Consider the following 18174-nt stretch of genomic DNA (forward strand, 5'->3'; position numbering starts at 1 on the left):
AGTTCATCTGCAGGACCATCGGCGGGGGTTCACAAAGGATACGCCAGCATGACTGCCCCTCTGTCGTCAGGCCGTTGGCTGCGCCTTGGCGCGCTCCGACGGCCGTCGCACGCCGGCGACGATTTTGTCCACGGCTTTGGTCGCGGCGACCATCCCGAATGTGGCAGTGACCATCATTACCGCGCCGAAACCACCTGCGCAGTCCAGCTTCACGCCGTCGCCGACGAAGCTTTTCTGCAGGCAGATGCTGCCGTCCGGCTTGGGGTAGCGCAGTTGCTCGGTGGAGAACACGCACGGCACGCTGTAATGGCGGGTGACGGTGCGGGAAAAGCCGTAGTCCCGGCGCAGGGTCGAGCGCACCTTCGACGCCAACGGGTCGTTGAACGTGCGGTTGAGGTCGCAGACCTGAATCAGGGTCGGGTCGATCTGCCCGCCTGCGCCGCCGGTGGTGATGATCTGGATCTTGCGCCTTTTGCACCAGGCGATCAGCGCGGCCTTGGCATTGACGCTGTCGATGCAATCGAGCACACAGTCGATGTCCGGCGTGATGTATTCGGCCATGGTGTCGCGGGTGACGAAGTCGGCGACGGCATGAACGACGCAGTCGGGATTGATCTCACGCAGGCGGTCGGCCATGACCTCGACCTTGGCGCGGCCAACGGTGCTGCTCAGGGCGTGCAACTGGCGGTTGCTATTACTGACGCAGACGTCGTCCAGATCAAACAGGGAAATCTCGCCCACGCCACAGCGCGCCATGGCTTCCGCCGCCCAGGAACCCACGCCGCCGATGCCGACCACCGCCACATGGGCCGCGCGCAGGCGTTCCAGGCCCTCGATGCCGTACAGGCGGGCAACGCCAGCGAAACGCGGATCTTCTGTGCTCATGACTAATACCCCAAAAAACCGGCGCGCATTATAGGCCCTGGCGGCGATTCGCAAAGCGCTGAGTGGCAGTCGTTTGGTCTGAAAGTCGCCCCTGCCCCCACAAGCCACCCACGAACACGCAAAGCCCTACAGGCACGGCCGAACAGAACTTCAACACGTCGGTTGCCAAAGTTCTGGCCCGCTGTACCCTGTCACTCCTCCCCGTTCCCCTCTTGGAACCTGAAGCATCTATGTCATCGCGTAAATTTGGACTCAACCTCGTGGTCGTCGTGGCGATTGCTGCGCTGTTTACCGGCTTCTGGGCGCTGATCAACCGCCCCGTCACCGCGCCCAACTGGCCGGAGCAGATCTCCGGCTTTTCCTATTCGCCTTTCCGGCTGGGCCAGAATCCACAAAAAGATCTCTACCCGTCCGACGAAGAAATGCGTCAGGACCTGGAGCTGATGAGCAAGCAGACGGACAACATCCGTATCTACTCGGTGGACGGCACGCTCAAGGACATCCCCAAGCTGGCCGAGGAATTCGGCCTGCGGGTGACCCTTGGTATCTGGATCAGCCCGGACCTGGAGCGCAACGAACGCGAAATCACCACTGCGATCGAACTGGCTAATACAACGCGCAGTGTGGTTCGCGTGGTGGTCGGCAACGAAGCGCTGTACCGCGAAGAGATCAAACCCAAAGACCTGATGGCCGCCCTCGACCGCGTGCGCGCCGCCGTCAAAGTCCCGGTGACCACGTCCGAGCAGTGGCATATCTGGGAGAAATACCCGGAACTGGCCAAGCACGTTGACCTGATCGCCGCGCACATCCTGCCGTACTGGGAATACATCCCGATGGATAAAGCCGGGCAGTACGTGCTCGACCGCGCCCGCGAACTGAAACGCATGTTCCCGAAAAAGCCGCTGCTGCTCTCTGAGGTCGGCTGGCCGAGCAATGGCCACATGCGCGGCGGTGCGGACGCCACCCAGGCGGATCAGGCGGTTTACCTGCGCACGCTGGTCAACAAGCTCAACCGTCAGGGCTTCAACTACTTCGTGATCGAGGCCTTCGATCAGCCGTGGAAAGCCAGCGACGAAGGATCGGTTGGTGCCTATTGGGGCGTGTACAACGCCGCCCGCCAGCAGAAATTCAATTTCGAAGGCCCGGTCGTGGCGATCCCGCAATGGCGCGTGCTGGCAATCGGCTCGGCAGTGTTGGCGATGCTGGCCCTCGCCTTGCTGCTGATTGACGGCTCGGCGCTGCGTCAGCGTGGCCGCACATTCCTGACCTTTATCGCCTTCCTGTGCGGTTCGGTTCTGGTCTGGATCGGCTACGACTACAGCCAGCAATACAGCACCTGGTTCAGTCTGCTCGTAGGATTTTTACTGGCGCTGGGCGCGTTCGGCGTGTTCATCGTGCTACTGACGGAGGCCCACGAACTGGCCGAAGCGGTGTGGACGCACAAGCGTCGTCGCGAATTCCTGCCCGTTGAAGGGGATTCGGCCTACAGACCGAAAGTGTCGATTCATGTGCCCTGCTACAACGAGCCGCCGGAGATGGTCAAACAGACCCTCAACGCACTGGCCGCGTTGGATTACCCGGATTTCGAAGTGTTGCTGATCGACAACAACACCAAGGACCCCGCCGTGTGGGAGCCGGTCAAGGCCCACTGCGAAATGCTCGGCCCGCGCTTCAAGTTTTTCCACGTCGCACCGCTGGCCGGGTTCAAGGGCGGCGCCCTGAACTACCTGATCCCGCACACGGCGCCGGACGCCGAAGTGATTGCCGTCATCGACTCGGATTACTGCGTCGACCGCAACTGGCTCAAGCACATGGTCCCGCACTTCGCCGATCCGAAAATCGCCGTGGTGCAGTCGCCGCAGGACTACCGCGATCAGCACGAAAGTGCGTTCAAGAAGCTCTGCTACTCGGAATACAAAGGCTTCTTCTACATCGGCATGGTCACCCGCAATGACCGCGATGCGATCATTCAGCACGGGACCATGACCATGACCCGTCGCTCGGTCCTGGAAGAACTGGGCTGGGCGGACTGGTGCATCTGTGAAGACGCCGAGCTGGGCCTGCGCGTGTTCGAAAAAGGCTATTCGGCCGCGTACGCCCACAACAGCTTCGGCAAGGGCCTGATGCCCGACACCTTCATCGACTTCAAGAAGCAGCGTTTCCGCTGGGCCTATGGCGCGATTCAGATCATCAAGCGTCACGCCGCCAGCCTGCTGCGCGGCAAGGACACCGAGCTGACCCGCGGCCAGCGTTATCACTTCCTCGCGGGCTGGCTGCCGTGGGTGGCCGATGGCATGAATATCTTCTTCACGGTCGGCGCATTGCTCTGGTCGTCGGCGATGATCATCGTGCCCAACCGTGTTGACCCGCCGCTGCTGATTTTCGCGATTCCGCCGCTGGCGCTGTTCTTCTTCAAGGTCGGCAAGATCATCTTTCTGTACCGTCGCGCCGTGGGCGTGAACCTCACAGACGCGTTCTATGCGGCGCTTGCGGGACTGGCGTTGTCCCACACCATCGCCAAAGCGGTGCTGTACGGGTTCTTCACCACCAGCATCCCGTTCTTCCGCACCCCGAAAAACGCCGAAAGCCATGGCTTGCTGGTGGCGATTTCCGAGGCCCGCGAAGAGCTGTTCATCATGCTGATGCTGTGGGGCGCCGCGTTGGGCATCTGTCTGGTGCAGGGTCTGCCGAGCAACGACATGCGCTTCTGGGTCATCATGCTGCTGGTGCAATCGCTGCCGTATCTGGCGGCGCTGATCATGGCGTTTCTGTCTTCACTGCCGAAACCAAAACCGGCAGACGAACCCGCTACCGCCTGAAACAATGGGGCGCTGTACTAAACGGCGGCCTTCGGGTCGCCGTTTTGCTTTAAGCTATTCGCCGGTTTATGCCTTGCCTTCAATCAATATCTCGGACCTTTCATGACAGCCCCAGCCGACCTCTCGCCCACGCTGCAACTCGCCTGCGACCTGATCCGTCGCCCATCCGTCACGCCACTGGACGCCGACTGCCAGGCCGTGATGATGAAACGCCTGAGCGATGCCGGTTTTGCCCTGGAGCCGATGCGCATTCAGGATGTGGACAACTTCTGGGCCACCCACGGCAGTCAGGACGGTCCGGTGTTGTGCTTCGCCGGTCACACCGATGTGGTGCCGACCGGCCCGGTTCAGGCTTGGCAGAATGATCCGTTCAGCGCGCTGATCGACGAAGACGGCATGCTCTGCGGCCGTGGCGCGGCGGACATGAAAGGCAGCCTGGCGTCGATGATTGTCGCCACCGAGCGTTTCGTCGCCGATCACCCGAACCACAAGGGCAAAGTGGCCTACCTGATCACCAGTGACGAAGAAGGCCCGGCTCACCACGGCACCAAAGCGGTGGTCGAGCGTCTGGCGGCGCGCAAGGAACGTCTCGACTGGTGCATCGTTGGCGAACCGTCGAGCACGACGCTGGTGGGCGATGTGGTCAAGAACGGCCGTCGCGGCTCACTGGGCGCAACCCTCACCGTCAAAGGCATTCAGGGCCACGTCGCCTACCCGCATCTGGCGAAGAACCCTATTCATCTGGCAGCGCCTGCGCTGGCTGAACTGGCCGCCGAGCACTGGGACAACGGCAATGACTTCTTCCCGCCGACCAGCTTCCAGATTTCCAACCTGAATTCCGGCACCGGCGCCACCAACGTGATCCCGGGGGATCTGGTGGCGGTGTTCAATTTCCGCTTCTCCACCGAATCCACCGTCGAAGGCCTCAAGCAACGCGTCGCCGCGATTCTCGACAAGCACGACCTGGACTGGCACGTGGAATGGGCGCTGTCCGGCCTGCCGTTCCTCACCGAACCGGGCGCGCTTCTGGACGCGGTGTCGGCGAGCATTAAACACGTCACCGGCCGCGAGACCCGCGCTTCCACCAGCGGCGGTACGTCGGACGGTCGCTTCATCGCCACCCTCGGCACCCAAGTGGTCGAACTGGGGCCGGTCAATGCGACGATCCATCAGGTCAATGAACGCATCCTCGCCAGCGATCTCGACGTGCTGACCGAGATCTACTACCAGACCCTGGTCAAGTTGCTCGCCTGATGCTGACCTGCCCGATCTGCTCCGCCCCGCTCGATTCAGCGGATAACGGCGTTGTGTGCCCGGCCGGGCACCGCTTCGACCGCGCCCGTCAGGGGTATCTGAATCTGCTGCCCGTGCAGCACAAGAACAGCCGCGACCCTGGCGACAATCAGGCCATGGTCGAGGCGCGGCGCGACTTCCTCAACGCCGGGCATTACGCCCCAGTCGCCAAGCGTCTCGCCGAACTGGCTGCCGAGCGTGCCCCCGCGCACTGGCTCGACATCGGGTGCGGCGAGGGCTATTACACCGCCCAGATTGCCCAGGGTCTGCCCGACGCAGACGGCTACGCGCTGGACATCTCCCGCGAAGCGGTGAAGCGCGCCTGCAAGCGTGACCCGAACATCACGTGGTTGATTGCCAGCATGGCGCGCGTGCCACTGCCGGGGGCGAGCATGCAGTTCATCGCCAGCGTGTTCAGCCCGCTGGACTGGGCCGAGGCCAAGCGTCTGCTGTCGCCGGGCGGCGGCCTGATGCGTGTAGGACCGACCAACGATCACCTGATGGAATTGCGTCAGCGCCTGTACGACGAAGTCCGCGATTACAGCGATGACAAGCATCTGGCGCTGGTGCCGGAAGGGATGAGCCTGCAGCACAGCGAAACGTTGCGTTTCACCCTGACACTGGTGGACGGCCAGGCCCGTGCCAATCTGCTGGCTATGACGCCCCACGGCTGGCGCGCCAGTGCCGAACGCCGCGCGAACGTGATCGAGCAGGCCGAGCCGTTCGAGGTCACGGTGTCCATGCGCTACGATTATTTCGTCCTGAACTGACGGCTCGAAGCACCCGAACAGACTGAATCCGCGAGTGGATTTTCCAGAACAACCAAGAGGCATCCATGCGCCAACCCGATATCGAGATTTACCTGAAAGACGCTGACGTTGACCACAAGGCGATCACTGCCTGGCTGACCGCGGCCATCGGCCCTTGTACCGAATGGACGCAGAAAGGCCAGACCTGGAAATGCCAGGCGGGCGACGTGCCCGTTACCTGGATTCCCAAGGCCGTCGGCAAGTGGAACAGCCTGTGCCTGGACAGCGACAAAACCCCGTGGGAAGACGATATCGCCTGCGCCCGCGCCGCCTTTGCCGCGCTGAACGTTGAAGTGCGTTGCGCGCCGGGGACGTGGGTCGAGGAAGAGAGTGACGCCGAAGCCGATCAATGGATTCGCATCAGCGTTGATGGTGAAGAAGAAATCACTTGGCATACGTCCTGAGACGTCATCCTGACGGGCGCCCGCACCGCTTTGCCCATCCCCACCAGATGCGGCAAACTGACGGCCTCGCGGGCGTCGCCCCTCTCAGCAGAATTCTATGACCCGTTCCCCGTTTCGCCGTCTTGTATTCGGCACCGTGCGCCGCCTGCTTTACCTGTGGGTGCGCTCGGAGACGATCAACCAGTCGTCCTTCACCCTCAATCTCGACCGCAGCCGCCCGGTTTTCTATGCGCTGCAAAACCCGTCGATGAGCGATCTTGCGGTCCTCGACACCGAATGCCGCAAGGCCGGTCTGCCGCGCCCGGTGCTCTCCGTAGCCGTTGGTAACCTGACCGAGCCGGCCGCGTTTTTCTACCTGACGCCAGAGCCTGACTGGCTCGGGCGCCACGACAAACGCGGCGCACCACCGACCCTTGAACGTCTGGTCAGCGCGGTCACGCAAAACGCTACGGAAGACGCGCAAATCATTCCGGTCAGCGTGTTCTGGGGCCAGTCCCCGGACAAGGAAGACAGCCCGTGGAAACTGCTGTTTGCCGACAGCTGGGCGGTGACCGGGCGTCTGCGTCGTCTGGTGACCATTCTGATCCTGGGCCGCAAGACCCGCGTGCAGTTTTCGGCGCCGGTTCATCTGCGCGAGCTGGTCGATCAGAACAAGGGTTACGAGCGCACGGTGCGCATGGCACAACGCCTGCTGCGTGTGCATTTCCGCAACCTGAAAACGTCGGTGATCGGCCCGGACCTTTCGCACCGTCGCCATCTGGTCAAAGGGCTGGTGGCGGATCCGCTGGTCAGGCAGGCCATTCTCGACGAGGCCGCACGGGAGAAAATCACCGAAGCCAAGGCCCGGGAAAAAGCCCTGCATTACGGCAACGAGATCGCCTCGGACTACACCTACACCGCCATCCGTTTCCTGGAAGTGGTGCTGAGCTGGTTCTGGAACAAGATTTACGACGGCATCAAGGTCAGTCACCTGGAGGGCGTGCAGAACGTCGCCCAGGGCAACGAGATCATTTATGTGCCGTGCCACCGCAGCCACATCGACTACCTGCTGCTGTCGTACCTGTTGTTTCGCAACGGCCTGACCCCGCCGCACATTGCCGCGGGCATCAACCTCAACATGCCGGTGATCGGCGGCCTGTTGCGGCGCGGCGGCGCGTTTTTCATGCGCCGTACGTTCAAGGGCAATCCGCTGTACACCGCGGTGTTCAACGAATACCTGCACACGCTGTTCACCAAGGGCTTCCCGGTCGAATACTTCGTCGAAGGCGGACGTTCGCGGACCGGGCGCATGCTGCAGCCGAAGACCGGAATGCTGGCGATCACCTTGCGCAGCTTCCTGCGCAATTCGCGCATGCCCATCGTGTTCGTGCCGGTGTACATCGGTTACGAACGCGTGCTGGAAGGCCGGACCTACCTGGGCGAGTTGCGCGGTGCGGCGAAGAAGAAAGAGTCGATCTTCGACATCTTCAAAGTTATCGGCGCGCTGAAGCAGCGCTTCGGCCAGGTCTCGGTCAACTTCGGTGAGCCGATCAAGCTGACCGAGTTTCTCGACCACGAGCAGCCGGACTGGCGCACTCAGGAACTGGGCCCGGTGTTCAAACCGGACTGGCTCCACGAGACCACCCACCGTCTGGGCGAACGCGTGGCCCGCCACCTGAACGAAGCCGCAGCGATCAATCCGGTGAATCTGGTGGCGCTGGCGTTGCTGTCGACGGCGAAACACGCGCTGGACGATCAAGCACTGGCGCGGGTCCTCGATCTTTACCTGACGCTGTTGCGCACCGTGCCCTACTCGCCCCACACCACGCTGCCGGACGGCGATGGCCGGGCGCTGATCGAGCACGTCAAAGGCATGAATCTGCTCTCGGAACTCAGCGATGCGCTGGGCAAGATTCTGTACCTGGACGAGCAAAATGCCGTCCTGATGACTTACTACCGCAACAACGTGCTGCACATTTTCGCGCTGCCCTCGTTGCTGACGTGCTTCTTCCAGAGCTCGTCGCGCATGAGCCGCGAGCAGATTCTGCGGTACACCCGGGCGCTGTATCCGTACCTGCAATCGGAGCTGTTCATCCGCTGGTCGCTGGACGATCTGGATGAGGTCATCGATCAGTGGCTGGCGGCGTTTGTCGAACAGGGTTTGCTGCGATTCGAGAACGGCGTTTACCTGCGCCCGGCGCCGAGCTCGCGGGCTTTCGTGCTGCTGACGGTGTTGTCGCGGGCGATTGCCCAGACCCTGCAGCGTTTCTACATGGCGATTTCCCTGCTGCTCAACAGCGGTCAGCACACCCTCAGCGCCGAAGGGCTCGAAGAGTTGTGCACGACGATGGCCCAGCGGCTGTCGATCCTGCACGGCCTGAATGCGCCGGAGTTTTTCGACAAGAGCCTGTTCCGGCATTTCATTCAGACGCTGCTGGATCAAGGTGTCCTGCGCACCGACGCCGCCGGCAAATTGAGCTATCACGATATGTTGGGGGATCTGGCGGAAGGCGCCGCCAAGCGCGTATTGCCAGCGGAAATCAGGCTGTCGATTCGCCAGGTGGCGTTGCACCGCAGTGATGAAGTCGTCGGGGCCGCGCCGATCGCCTAAGCGACGACGCACGCCCTACCTAACGTTTCACCTGACAAGGACAATCACATGAAACATATCCTGCTCACCTTCATGACCACCGTGCTGGCCGCTTGCGCCCATGCGCCGGACAACCTGCCGGGCTCGGTGGACGGCGAGGTGTTTTACCTGCAGCGCATGGCGCTTCCACCGACGGCTACGCTGAAGGTCACGCTCCAGGACGTATCGCTGGCGGACGCACCCGCGCAGATCCTCGCTAGCCAGAACGGCCCGAGCAAAGGCCAGGTGCCGCTGCCGTTTCACCTGACCTACGATCAGAAGCAGGTCCAGCCGGGGCACACTTACTCGGTCAGCGCGCGCATCGAGGTGGACGGCAAGCTGCTGATGATCAGCACCGAGCGCTACACGGTGGACCTGACGCTGGACGAAAAACCGCCCGTCAAAATTCGTTTGAGCCCGGCCCGTTAATCGGCCGTGCATCACAGACCGCTGAAAAGGACATTACCCATGTTGCGTCGTACTCTCTCGTTCACTGGCGTGTGCGCCGGCCTGCTGCTGTCGGCCAGTGCCTTCGCGTTGTCGCTCAATGATCTGTCGCAATCGGACGCCACCGGCGGATTGAAGGATGCCCTGACCCAGAGCGCGCAAGTTGCCGTCAAGCAACTGGGCGTGCCGGGTGGCTTCAGCAACAACAAGGATGTGCGCATCGAACTGCCCGGCAACCTGGGCAAGGTCGCCAAGAAGATGAAGCAGTTTGGCATGGGCGCCCAGGTCGATCAGCTGGAAACCAGCATGAACCAGGCAGCGGAAGCGGCGATGCCCCAGGCGCAGACGTTGCTGGTCGATGCGGTGAAAAAAATGAGTGTGTCGGACGCCAAGGCCATCCTCAGCGGCGGCAAGGACTCGGCCACCCAGTACCTGAGCACCTCCAGCCGCGAACAGATCCGCGCCAAGTTCCTGCCCATCGTCAAACAGGCCACTGACAAAGTCGGCCTGGCGCAGAAATACAACGCCTTCGCCGGTCAGGCCGCGACGCTGGGCGTGCTGGACGGCAAGAGCTCGAATATTGAAGGCTACGTCACCGAGAAGGCGCTGAACGGCCTGTTCGAAATGATCGCCAAACAGGAAGAAACCATCCGCGCCAACCCGGCAGCGGCGGCGACCGGTCTGGCGAAGAAGGTATTCGGCGCGCTGTAACGCGCGCCGTGGTACGGGTCGGTGATCGGTTCTAGCCCCGTCAGTAGTGCCGCGCTATTCGCCCCTGACACAGACACTGTGGGAGTGAGCTTGCTCACGAAGACGGCATTTCAGTCACTGAATGTTCAGCGGCTGTACCTGCCCATTCGCGAGCAAGCTCGCTCCCACAGTTTGCTCAGCGTGCAGGCGCCATCTCGCTCAAGGCAATCACTCCTCTTTTTTCACTCTAAACCACGCCGCATACAGCGCGGGCAGGAACAGCAGGGTGAGTGCGGTGGCGACGATCAGGCCGCCCATGATGGCGACGGCCATGGGGCCGAAAAACACGCTGCGTGACAGCGGGATCATCGCCAGCACCGCCGCCAGCGCGGTGAGCACGATGGGCCTGAAGCGCCGCACCGTTGCTTCAATGATCGCCTGCCAGCGATCCAGACCCGCCGCGATGTCCTGCTCGATCTGGTCGACCAGAATCACCGAGTTACGCATGATCATCCCCGACAGCGCGATGGTGCCGAGCATTGCCACGAAGCCGAACGGCTGATTGAACAGCAGCAGAAACAGCGTCACACCGATCAGCCCCAGCGGCGCCGTGAGAAACACCATGAACGTACGGGAGAAACTGCGCAGCTGGATCATCAGCAAGGTCAGCACCACCACGATGAACAGCGGCACCCCGGCGTTTACCGAGTTCTGTCCGCGGGCCGAGTCCTCCACCGTGCCGCCCACTTCCAGCAAGTACCCATCGGGCAACTGCGCGCGCACGTCTTCCAGCGTCGGCAAAATCTGTTTCACCAGCGTTGCCGGCTGCTCCTTGCCATAGATGTCGGCGCGCACCGTCACGTTCGGCAAGCGGTTGCGGTGCCAGATGATGCCCTCCTCGAAGCCGTATTCAAGCGTCGCCACCTGTGACAAGGCGACGTTGCCGCCATTGTTGGTGGGCACTGACAAGCTGGCGAGGCTGCCCAGCTCATGCCGTTCCTGCTCCGTCCCGCGCAGGAGGATTTCGATCAACTTGTCGTCCTCGCGGTACTGGCTCACGCTCGACCCGGTCAGCTGACTTTGCAGAAAACGCGACAGGTCCGCCGTGGTCACCCCCAGCGCCCTGGCCCGGTCCTGATCGACGTTGAGATAAACGACTTTGCTCGGCTCTTCCCAGTCCAGATGCACGTTGACCACATGGGGATTTTCCCTGACCTTCGCGGCCACCTTGCGAGCCAGCGCACGCACTTCATCAATGTGCTCGCCGGTGACGCGGAACTGCACCGGATAGCCCACGGGCGGGCCGTTTTCCAGGCGGGTGACGCGAGGCCGCAGCATCGGAAACTGCTCATCGAGGGTCTGGATCAGCCAGGTGCGCAGTGCTTCGCGGTCCTCAATGGTTTTCGCCAGCACGACGAACTGGGCAAAGCTTGCCGCGGGCAGTTGCTGATCCAGCGGCAGGTAAAACCGTGGCGAACCGGTGCCGACATAGGCCACGTAATTCTCAACGCCGGCGTGTTCCTTGATCATCGCTTCCAGCCGTTTGACCTGCTCGGCGGTGCTGCTGAGCGAGGCACCTTCGGCGAGCTTCAGGTCAACCATGAGCTCCAGTCGACCGGACGCCGGGAAAAACTGCTGGGGCACGAAGCGGAACATGAAAATCGACAGGGCGAACAACGCAATGGTCAACACGATGACCGTCTTGCGGCGCCGCACGCACCAGCCGACCAGCCCGCGAACACGTCGGTAGAACGGCGTGCCGTAAGGGTCAGGAGCGTGTGCCCCGGTGCCATGTTTAGCCGCATGGATCTTCGCCAGATCCGGCAACAGCCGTGCGCCCAGATACGGCACGAATACCACGGCGGCAATCCATGAGGCGATCAGCGCGATGGTCACCACCTGAAAGATCGAGCGGGTGTACTCCCCGGTACTCGACTGCGCGGTGGCGATGGGCAGGAAACCGGCTGCGGTAATGAGCGTGCCGGTAAGCATTGGGAACGCCGTGCTGGTCCAGGCGAAGCTCGCGGCCTTTAGCCGGTCGTAACCCTGTTCCATTTTGATCGCCATCATTTCCACGGCGATGATTGCGTCGTCCACCAACAAGCCCAACGCCAGCACCAGCGCCCCGAGGGAGATCTTGTGCAGGCCGATGCCGAGGTAATACATGCAGGCGAAGGTCATCGCCAGCACCAGCGGAATTGCCAGCGCCACCACCATTCCGGTGCGCACGCCGAGAGAGAAAAAGCTCACCAGCAGCACGATGCCCAACGCCTCGGCGAGCACCTGAACGAATTCGCCGACGCTGGTTTTCACCGCCGCAGGCTGGTCCGAGACTTTGCGCAGCTGCATGCCGGCCGGAAGGTTGTTCTGCAAACGGGCGAACTCGCCCTCCAGCGCACGGCCCAGCACCAGAATGTCGCCACCGTCTTTCATGGCAACGGCGAGCCCGATGGCATCCTGACCCATGAAGCGCATCTGCGGCGCGGGCGGGTCGTTGAAGCCACGGCGCACATCGGCCAGATCGCTGATACGGAACGTGCGATCACCGACGCGGATCGGGAAGCTGCGGATCTCGTCGACGGTCTGAAAACGCCCGGTCACGCGCAGTTGAACGCGCTCGCTGGGCGTCTCGAAAAAGCTCGCCGCCACCACCGCGTTCTGGGCTTCCAGCGCCTGCTGCACCGACTGCATCGGCAGGCCAAGGGTGGCGAGTTTGACGTTGGAGAGTTCGATCCAGATCTTCTCGTCCTGCAGACCGAGCAGCTCGACCTTGCCAACATCCTTGACCCGCTGCAGCTGGATCTGGATGCGGTCGGCGTAATCCTTGAGCACCGCGTAGTCGAAACCCTCCCCCGTGAGCGCATAGATATTGCCGAACGTGGTGCCGAATTCATCGTTGAAGAACGGGCCCTGCACACCGGTCGGAAGGTTCTGACGGATGTCGCTGATCTTCTTGCGGATCTGATACCAGAGTTCCGGCAGTCGGGCGGAGACCAGCGAGTCCCTCGCGACAAACGTGACCTGGGATTCACCGGGGCGGGAGAACGAGACAATGCGCTCGTAATCGCCGGTTTCCATCAGCTTCTTCTCGATGCGGTCGGTGACTTGCCGCGACACCTCTTCGGCACTCGCGCCCGGCCAGAGGGTGCGAATGACCATGGCTTTGAAAGTGAAGGGCGGATCTTCACTCTGACCCAGCTTGGTGTAGGAAAGCGCGCCGACTGCGGCCAGCAGAATCATGAGATACAGGACCATCTGCCGATTACGCAGCGCCCATTCGGACAGATTGAAACGCATCCCGCTACTCCTTCGCCGCCAGCTTGACCGCCCGATTACTGCGGTCGACCGGCCGCACCTGCTCGCCTTCGTGCAGCACGTGCACACCCGCTGCGACGACCCAGTCGCTGGTCTGCAAGCCGCTGAGCACCGGCACGGTTTCCTGCCCGTAAGCGCCGACCTGCACCGGCGTGCGTTTCAGGGTGGAGTCGCTTTGCAGACGCCAGACGTAGGTCACGCCGTTTTCAGCTGTCAGCGCCGACAGCGGCACGGACAACGGCACGGCGTGTTCGGACTGGATGTACACCCGGGCGCTCTGGCCCAGTTCTGCCGGGACTTTCCCGCCGGCGAAGGCAATGCGTGCGGCAAAGGTGCGCGAGCGCGGATCGGCAGCCGGCGACAGCTCGCGGATACGCCCCGGGAAACGCTGCTCGCGCTGAGTCCAGAGTTCGACGGAAACAGGGTCGCCGATCTTGAAGCGGCCGTAATTCTGCTCCGGAAGACTGATCGAGACTTCGCGCTCGCCGTCGGCGGCCAGGGTGAAGACGGTTTGTCCGGCAGCTACCACTTGACCGACTTCCACCAGTCGTCTGGCGATGACACCCTCCTGCGACGCACGAAGCACGGCGTAGCCGGTCTGATTGTCAGCGACGGTCGATTCAGCCTTGAGCTGTCTAAGCCGGGCGTCTGCGGCGCGGTAGGTGTTTTCAGCGTTGTCGTACAGCGACTTGCTGACCATCTGCCGGTCCATCAGCGTTTTGTAGCGGTCGCGCTCGGAGCGGACCGTCTGCAGGTTGGCTTCGGCGGCGGCAACTTGCGCGCGGGTGGCGTCCTGTTGCAGGCGCACGTCCTGGGCGTCAAGTTCGGCCAGCGGCTGGTTGGCCTTGACCCGCTCGACCTCCTCGACCAGGCGCTTACTGACCTTGCCGGGGATGCGGAAGGCGAGTTCCGGCTCGAAACGGGCATGCACTTCCCCCGGATAGCTGTCCATGGACTGGGCAGCTGGCTGCGGTTGCACCACCATGGCGGGCCGCACGGCGGCGGTCACCGGCGCCTCCTGACGACAACCGGCGAGTGCAGCGATCAAGCCGACCGGCAGCGCAAGGAGCTGGGCACGAAGCAGGGCGTCGCGGAGCATGATGAGGCACCTTGGCAGTAGAGCTTTGAATAATTGTACCGGCGAGTATATTTAAAATTACCGAACTGAACAGTCCACTAATTCGACGAAGATGCCTGACGACTCCATGACCGACTCAACCTCCCCCGCCGGACCCGGCCGCCCCAAGGATCTGGCCAAGCGCCAGGCCATACTCGAAGCGGCCAAGAACCTGTTCATTCGCAACGGTTACGCCAACACCAGCATGGATGCCGTTGCCGCTGAAGCCGGGGTCTCCAAGCTCACCGTCTACAGCCACTTCAACGACAAGGAGACATTGTTTTCCTGCGCGGTGGTTGCTCGCTGCGAGGAGCAGGTGCCCGAGTTATTCGTGGACGTGCCCGCTGATGAGCACGTTGAAAAGGTATTACTGGGTATTGCCAGAGGGTTTCAAACGCTGATCAACAGCCCTGAGTCCATCGACCTGAACCGTTTGATCATCGCTTTGGGGCCTCAGGGGGCATCGCTGACTCAGGTGTTCTTCGAAGCAGGACCGCAACGGGTCCTGCACGAACTTGCGCGGTTTTTGAGTAATCTGAGCGGTAAAAACGGGCTGCATTTTGAATCGCCGCTTAATGCGGCAGGCCATTTTTTGAGCTTGATCAAAGGCGTGCACCATTTCAGGCTTCTCATCGGCACCGGGGAAATACCGGACGAGCACGCTGCCGACCACCATGCCAGGGAGGTGGTGGCGCTGTTCTTGAAGGCATATCGGGTTTAGACGCTGACGGTCAGTGCTCACTGTGGGACCGGCTTTAGCCGGGAAAGCGTCAGACGCCACAACATAGCATTGATGGTGCTAACAAGGGCCCCTTCCCGGCTGAAGCCGGTCCCACTAATCGACCGCGTACTCATAGTGGACCGGCTTTAGCCGGGAAGGCGTCGGACGACACACCACAAATCCGATAGCGATCACTGCGGCCTCTTCCCGGCTGAAGCCAGTCCCACTAATCGACCGCGTACTCATAGTGGGACCGGCTTTAGCCGGGAATGCGGAGTGGAAGACACCACAGAATTTGACTACCAGCTTGTCAGCGAGGCTCGTGCATCGGGCAGCCGTTGTGGCTGGCGCGGAAGCCTGAAGACAGCTCGTAGGACGGTTTGCGCGCACGCATGACGCCGCCGAGTGGCCGGTGTTCGACAACGCCGTGCCAAGGGCTGAAGGCCATGCCGTCGTCGATTTCCTGCTGACGTTCTTCTGACCAGCTGTCCTGTGTCGGAACGTCGATACGGGCCACGGTCACGAACGGGCTCAGCTCTTCGGACCATTCCACCGATGCGTCTTCGATCGGCATTTTTTCAAGGTCGGTAGCGAGCTGGATCCGCACGTCCCACATCCCTCCCTTGCTCAAAAAGTGACTGCGCACCGCTTCCCGCAAACCGTCGGGATGGCCATTCAGGTCGACCTTCTGGTCAGTCAACGCGGTGAGTTCGGGGGAAACAGGCACCACGCTCAACTTGGCGTAATAGCGGCCATAGAGAAACGGCACCACGGTGTTAAAAGTTTCACCCAGTACATGGGTCATCGGATGCCCACCCAGCGATTTCAGCGTGCCACTCTCCCCGCCCATCGCTTCGACCGTCGACTCCAGACCACGAAACAACGCCGACAGCGCTTTCTTCATGTTGGGCACTTTGTCGGTGGTCTTGGCCAGCAACTTCAAGGTCTTGAGAAAATCCTTCGGCGTGGCGGCCGTGAACGCCCTGGCGTTCTGCATTACGAAGTCCTGGGTAACCTGCCCTTCACTGCCCGGCAGGCGTGCGCCCTGCACACCGACCAGCTTGATGGCCAGACCGCGTGGCGTTGACACCTTGTCGTCGAGCACATCCCCAGGATTGGTTGAAAAGCGCATCTTCACGTCCAGCGTGCCGGGGTGGGCGAAGACACCCTGCGCCAACTCCGGCGGCAGATTATCCAGAATGTGGATCTGCCCATGCAGCAATCCATGGGCTTTGGCATGCACGCTGCGTATGGCATGGCCGCCATCTTTGTAGGTGGTTTCCAGAATACTGTGCATGGCCTCGGCGAGTTCTTTGCTCGTCTGAGCCTCGTCATCGGGTATCTGCTCGAAGTGCGGCTCGAACGGCAAAGGCGTTACGGACAAAGGGGAAGTACTCATCGGTTATCTCCGGCTACGGATCAGGTCAGGTTTGTCTCCGACGAGCCCACTCATACGGTGGATTTTCTGGCATCGGCACAGCAGATGACTGCGCCGATGATTGCCGGGTTCATCTAATCGGATGAAGTTCACGGCCGCGCGATTTTCAACGCCTTGATCGGGTAAATGTCGTAGCGGCTGGATTTGCCGTCCAGCGCGTAGGACGGCTTGGCGCCTTCGATGCTTGGCGCCTTGCGAGGGCGTTTGACCACGACGCGGTGGCTGGCCAGCGCCAGCGCCGCTTCCAGCAACGCCGGAGCGTCCATGTCATCGCCCACCAGAGGCCGGAACAGGCGCATTTCCTTTTTCACCAGCGCGGTTTTTTCCCGATGAGGAAACATCGGATCAAGGTAAATGACCTGGGGCGGCTCGCCTTCCCATTGGCGAATCAGCTCAATGGAATTGCCGGTCAACAGGCGCATCTGCGCGATGATCCCGCCCACCTCCAGGTCCCTCACCCCACGCGCCAGGCCGTCTTCAAGCAGCGCGGCGATGATCGGCTGCCGCTCGATCAGGCTCATTTCGCAGCCCAGACTCGCCAGCACAAAGGCGTCCTTGCCCAGCCCCGCCGTGGCATCCAGCACCCGAGGGCGCACGCCCGGCTGAATGCCCACGGCCTTGGCGATCATTTGCCCGCTGCCGCCGCCAAACAGACGCCGATGGGCCGCCTTGCCTTCGATGAAATCTACACGCACCGGGCCCGGCGCGTCGTCACCCAGTTGCTGCAACTGCAGGCCGTCTTCGGCCACTTGCAGGGCGAAATCCGCGTCGGCATCCTCCAGCGGCAAACCCAGTCGCTGCGCCCACTGCGCTGCGGTTTCCTGCCCGTCAGGGGTCAGGCTGTCGACCCGAATGCGGCTGCCCGCGTGCTGCTCAGTCATTGTCTCTACGCGCTCAAATAATCTTAATGATTGGCAGGATCTGCCGATAACAAAAGTATCCGGCATTTTGCCAGACCCACGGGCTGTACTGAGCGCTTATGTCAGACATTCAGCAAACCTCCTCGATAGGCTATTTGACGTACGCAGGCGACTACAGCGTACGCAATACCCAAACCCTTAGCGGCGTCACGCAGCTCTGGCAGGATGCGTTTGCCCGTGCGATGGCTCAGCAGGTCGATGACAACGCTGGCGAAACCCCGGAATATAGCGCCGTCGCCACGACGGACCACCTGACCGGCGAACCGATTGCCGGCGCAAGCGCACTGGGCAAGATCGTCGAACAACGTGAGTGCCCGGTTCAGGACAAGGAAATCGCACCGCCGGAGCCGTTGTTCCTGCCGATCGCCGAGTTCGAATGGGACCTGGCCGACAAGCCCGCCAAGCCGTTCACCGCGATGGAAATGATCGAGCAGCAACGTAACCTCGAATTCGATGACAACTGGGTTCGCCCGACCGTGCTCAACCCCTATGATGACAGCGTTGAACCCGGCCCGGGCCCTCAGCCTCGTCCGCTGTTCCTGCCGATCGCCGAGTTCGAATGGGACTTGGCCGACAGGCCTGCGACGCCGTTCAGCGCGGAAGAGATGACCGAGCAGCAGCGTCATCTGGCCTTCGATAACGGCTGGGCGCGCCCGATCGTGCTGCAGAACCTTCGTCTCGCTGCCTGAGACCGATCCCACGTTTGTC

14 protein-coding genes are annotated in these 18174 nt (G+C 61.9%); 9 read left to right on the plus strand and 5 right to left on the minus strand.

From position 1 onward, the window contains the following. Window positions 1-66: 66 nt before the first annotated feature. Window positions 67-885 carry a tRNA cyclic N6-threonylcarbamoyladenosine(37) synthase TcdA gene (tcdA, locus tag AC07VF_RS09060; protein WP_192170817.1) on the minus strand — a complete coding sequence of 273 codons (819 nt, stop codon included), beginning with the start codon at window positions 883-885 and terminating at the stop codon, window positions 67-69. Between the two features lie 230 nt (window positions 886-1115). Here tcdA and AC07VF_RS09065 point away from each other — a divergent pair, with 230 nt between their 5' ends. The 7 genes from AC07VF_RS09065 to AC07VF_RS09095 all read left to right on the plus strand — a co-directional run bounded on the left by AC07VF_RS09065 (window position 1116) and on the right by AC07VF_RS09095 (window position 9976). Next, complete coding sequence (locus AC07VF_RS09065) at window positions 1116-3704, plus strand: glycosyltransferase family 2 protein (RefSeq protein WP_192170816.1); 2589 nt, start codon at window positions 1116-1118, stop codon at window positions 3702-3704. Window positions 3705-3806: 102 nt separating this feature from the next. Next, window positions 3807-4958 (plus strand): succinyl-diaminopimelate desuccinylase, encoded by a 1152-nt coding sequence (dapE, locus tag AC07VF_RS09070; RefSeq protein ID WP_192170815.1) that lies wholly within the window; start codon window positions 3807-3809, stop codon window positions 4956-4958. Then, window positions 4958-5767: a putative RNA methyltransferase gene (locus AC07VF_RS09075; RefSeq protein WP_495007859.1), complete on the plus strand. Its 810-nt coding sequence runs from the start codon at window positions 4958-4960 to the stop codon at window positions 5765-5767. The genes dapE and AC07VF_RS09075 overlap by 1 nt, the downstream gene beginning before the upstream one ends. A 65-nt stretch (window positions 5768-5832) precedes the next feature. Continuing rightward, window positions 5833-6210 carry a hypothetical protein gene (locus tag AC07VF_RS09080; RefSeq protein ID WP_192170813.1) on the plus strand — a complete coding sequence of 126 codons (378 nt, stop codon included), beginning with the start codon at window positions 5833-5835 and terminating at the stop codon, window positions 6208-6210. Window positions 6211-6307: 97 nt separating this feature from the next. Then, complete coding sequence (plsB, locus tag AC07VF_RS09085) at window positions 6308-8800, plus strand: glycerol-3-phosphate 1-O-acyltransferase PlsB (RefSeq protein ID WP_495007860.1); 2493 nt, start codon at window positions 6308-6310, stop codon at window positions 8798-8800. 48 nt (window positions 8801-8848) lie between these two features. After that, window positions 8849-9247 (plus strand): YbaY family lipoprotein, encoded by a 399-nt coding sequence (locus AC07VF_RS09090; RefSeq protein WP_495007861.1) that lies wholly within the window; start codon window positions 8849-8851, stop codon window positions 9245-9247. A 39-nt stretch (window positions 9248-9286) separates the two neighbouring features. Then, window positions 9287-9976 carry a DUF4197 domain-containing protein gene (locus AC07VF_RS09095; protein WP_495007862.1) on the plus strand — a complete coding sequence of 230 codons (690 nt, stop codon included), beginning with the start codon at window positions 9287-9289 and terminating at the stop codon, window positions 9974-9976. Between the two features lie 207 nt (window positions 9977-10183). Here AC07VF_RS09095 and AC07VF_RS09100 read toward each other — a convergent pair whose 3' ends face one another. After that, window positions 10184-13252, minus strand: a complete 3069-nt coding sequence (locus AC07VF_RS09100; RefSeq protein WP_495007863.1) for an efflux RND transporter permease subunit — start codon at window positions 13250-13252, stop codon at window positions 10184-10186. Between the two features lie 4 nt (window positions 13253-13256). Continuing rightward, window positions 13257-14369: an efflux RND transporter periplasmic adaptor subunit gene (locus AC07VF_RS09105; RefSeq protein ID WP_495007864.1), complete on the minus strand. Its 1113-nt coding sequence runs from the start codon at window positions 14367-14369 to the stop codon at window positions 13257-13259. A 106-nt stretch (window positions 14370-14475) separates the two neighbouring features. On the opposite strand from AC07VF_RS09105, the gene AC07VF_RS09110 reads away from it, so the two are divergent. Further along, the gene (locus tag AC07VF_RS09110) at window positions 14476-15108 is read left to right on the plus strand and encodes a TetR/AcrR family transcriptional regulator (protein ID WP_192170807.1); all 633 of its coding nucleotides are present in this window, start codon (window positions 14476-14478) and stop codon (window positions 15106-15108) included. Window positions 15109-15418: 310 nt separating this feature from the next. On the opposite strand, the gene AC07VF_RS09115 is transcribed toward AC07VF_RS09110, so the two are convergent. Both AC07VF_RS09115 and AC07VF_RS09120 read right to left on the minus strand, forming a co-directional pair. Continuing rightward, window positions 15419-16507 carry a catalase family protein gene (locus tag AC07VF_RS09115; protein WP_423571786.1) on the minus strand — a complete coding sequence of 363 codons (1089 nt, stop codon included), beginning with the start codon at window positions 16505-16507 and terminating at the stop codon, window positions 15419-15421. Window positions 16508-16635: 128 nt separating this feature from the next. Next, complete coding sequence (locus tag AC07VF_RS09120; RefSeq protein ID WP_495007865.1) at window positions 16636-17427, minus strand: class I SAM-dependent methyltransferase; 792 nt, start codon at window positions 17425-17427, stop codon at window positions 16636-16638. Window positions 17428-17525: 98 nt separating this feature from the next. Here AC07VF_RS09120 and AC07VF_RS09125 point away from each other — a divergent pair, with 98 nt between their 5' ends. Further along, the gene (locus tag AC07VF_RS09125; RefSeq protein WP_282369261.1) at window positions 17526-18155 is read left to right on the plus strand and encodes an energy transducer TonB; all 630 of its coding nucleotides are present in this window, start codon (window positions 17526-17528) and stop codon (window positions 18153-18155) included. Window positions 18156-18174 lie beyond the last annotated feature (19 nt).

Source organism: Pseudomonas sp. GW821-FHT02H06 (assembly GCF_059421525.1).

What these genes read in the sequence shown, in the direction of transcription:
- tcdA (WP_192170817.1), bottom strand. Translation starts at nt 885, where the DNA reads ATGAGCACAGAAGATCCGCGTTTCGCTGGCGTTGCCCGCCTGTACGGC.
- AC07VF_RS09065 (WP_192170816.1), top strand. Translation starts at nt 1,116, where the DNA reads ATGTCATCGCGTAAATTTGGACTCAACCTCGTGGTCGTCGTGGCGATT.
- dapE (WP_192170815.1), top strand. Translation starts at nt 3,807, where the DNA reads ATGACAGCCCCAGCCGACCTCTCGCCCACGCTGCAACTCGCCTGCGAC.
- AC07VF_RS09075 (WP_495007859.1), top strand. Translation starts at nt 4,958, where the DNA reads ATGCTGACCTGCCCGATCTGCTCCGCCCCGCTCGATTCAGCGGATAAC.
- AC07VF_RS09080 (WP_192170813.1), top strand. Translation starts at nt 5,833, where the DNA reads ATGCGCCAACCCGATATCGAGATTTACCTGAAAGACGCTGACGTTGAC.
- plsB (WP_495007860.1), top strand. Translation starts at nt 6,308, where the DNA reads ATGACCCGTTCCCCGTTTCGCCGTCTTGTATTCGGCACCGTGCGCCGC.
- AC07VF_RS09090 (WP_495007861.1), top strand. Translation starts at nt 8,849, where the DNA reads ATGAAACATATCCTGCTCACCTTCATGACCACCGTGCTGGCCGCTTGC.
- AC07VF_RS09095 (WP_495007862.1), top strand. Translation starts at nt 9,287, where the DNA reads ATGTTGCGTCGTACTCTCTCGTTCACTGGCGTGTGCGCCGGCCTGCTG.
- AC07VF_RS09100 (WP_495007863.1), bottom strand. Translation starts at nt 13,252, where the DNA reads ATGCGTTTCAATCTGTCCGAATGGGCGCTGCGTAATCGGCAGATGGTC.
- AC07VF_RS09105 (WP_495007864.1), bottom strand. Translation starts at nt 14,369, where the DNA reads ATGCTCCGCGACGCCCTGCTTCGTGCCCAGCTCCTTGCGCTGCCGGTC.
- AC07VF_RS09110 (WP_192170807.1), top strand. Translation starts at nt 14,476, where the DNA reads ATGACCGACTCAACCTCCCCCGCCGGACCCGGCCGCCCCAAGGATCTG.
- AC07VF_RS09115 (WP_423571786.1), bottom strand. Translation starts at nt 16,507, where the DNA reads ATGAGTACTTCCCCTTTGTCCGTAACGCCTTTGCCGTTCGAGCCGCAC.
- AC07VF_RS09120 (WP_495007865.1), bottom strand. Translation starts at nt 17,427, where the DNA reads ATGACTGAGCAGCACGCGGGCAGCCGCATTCGGGTCGACAGCCTGACC.
- AC07VF_RS09125 (WP_282369261.1), top strand. Translation starts at nt 17,526, where the DNA reads ATGTCAGACATTCAGCAAACCTCCTCGATAGGCTATTTGACGTACGCA.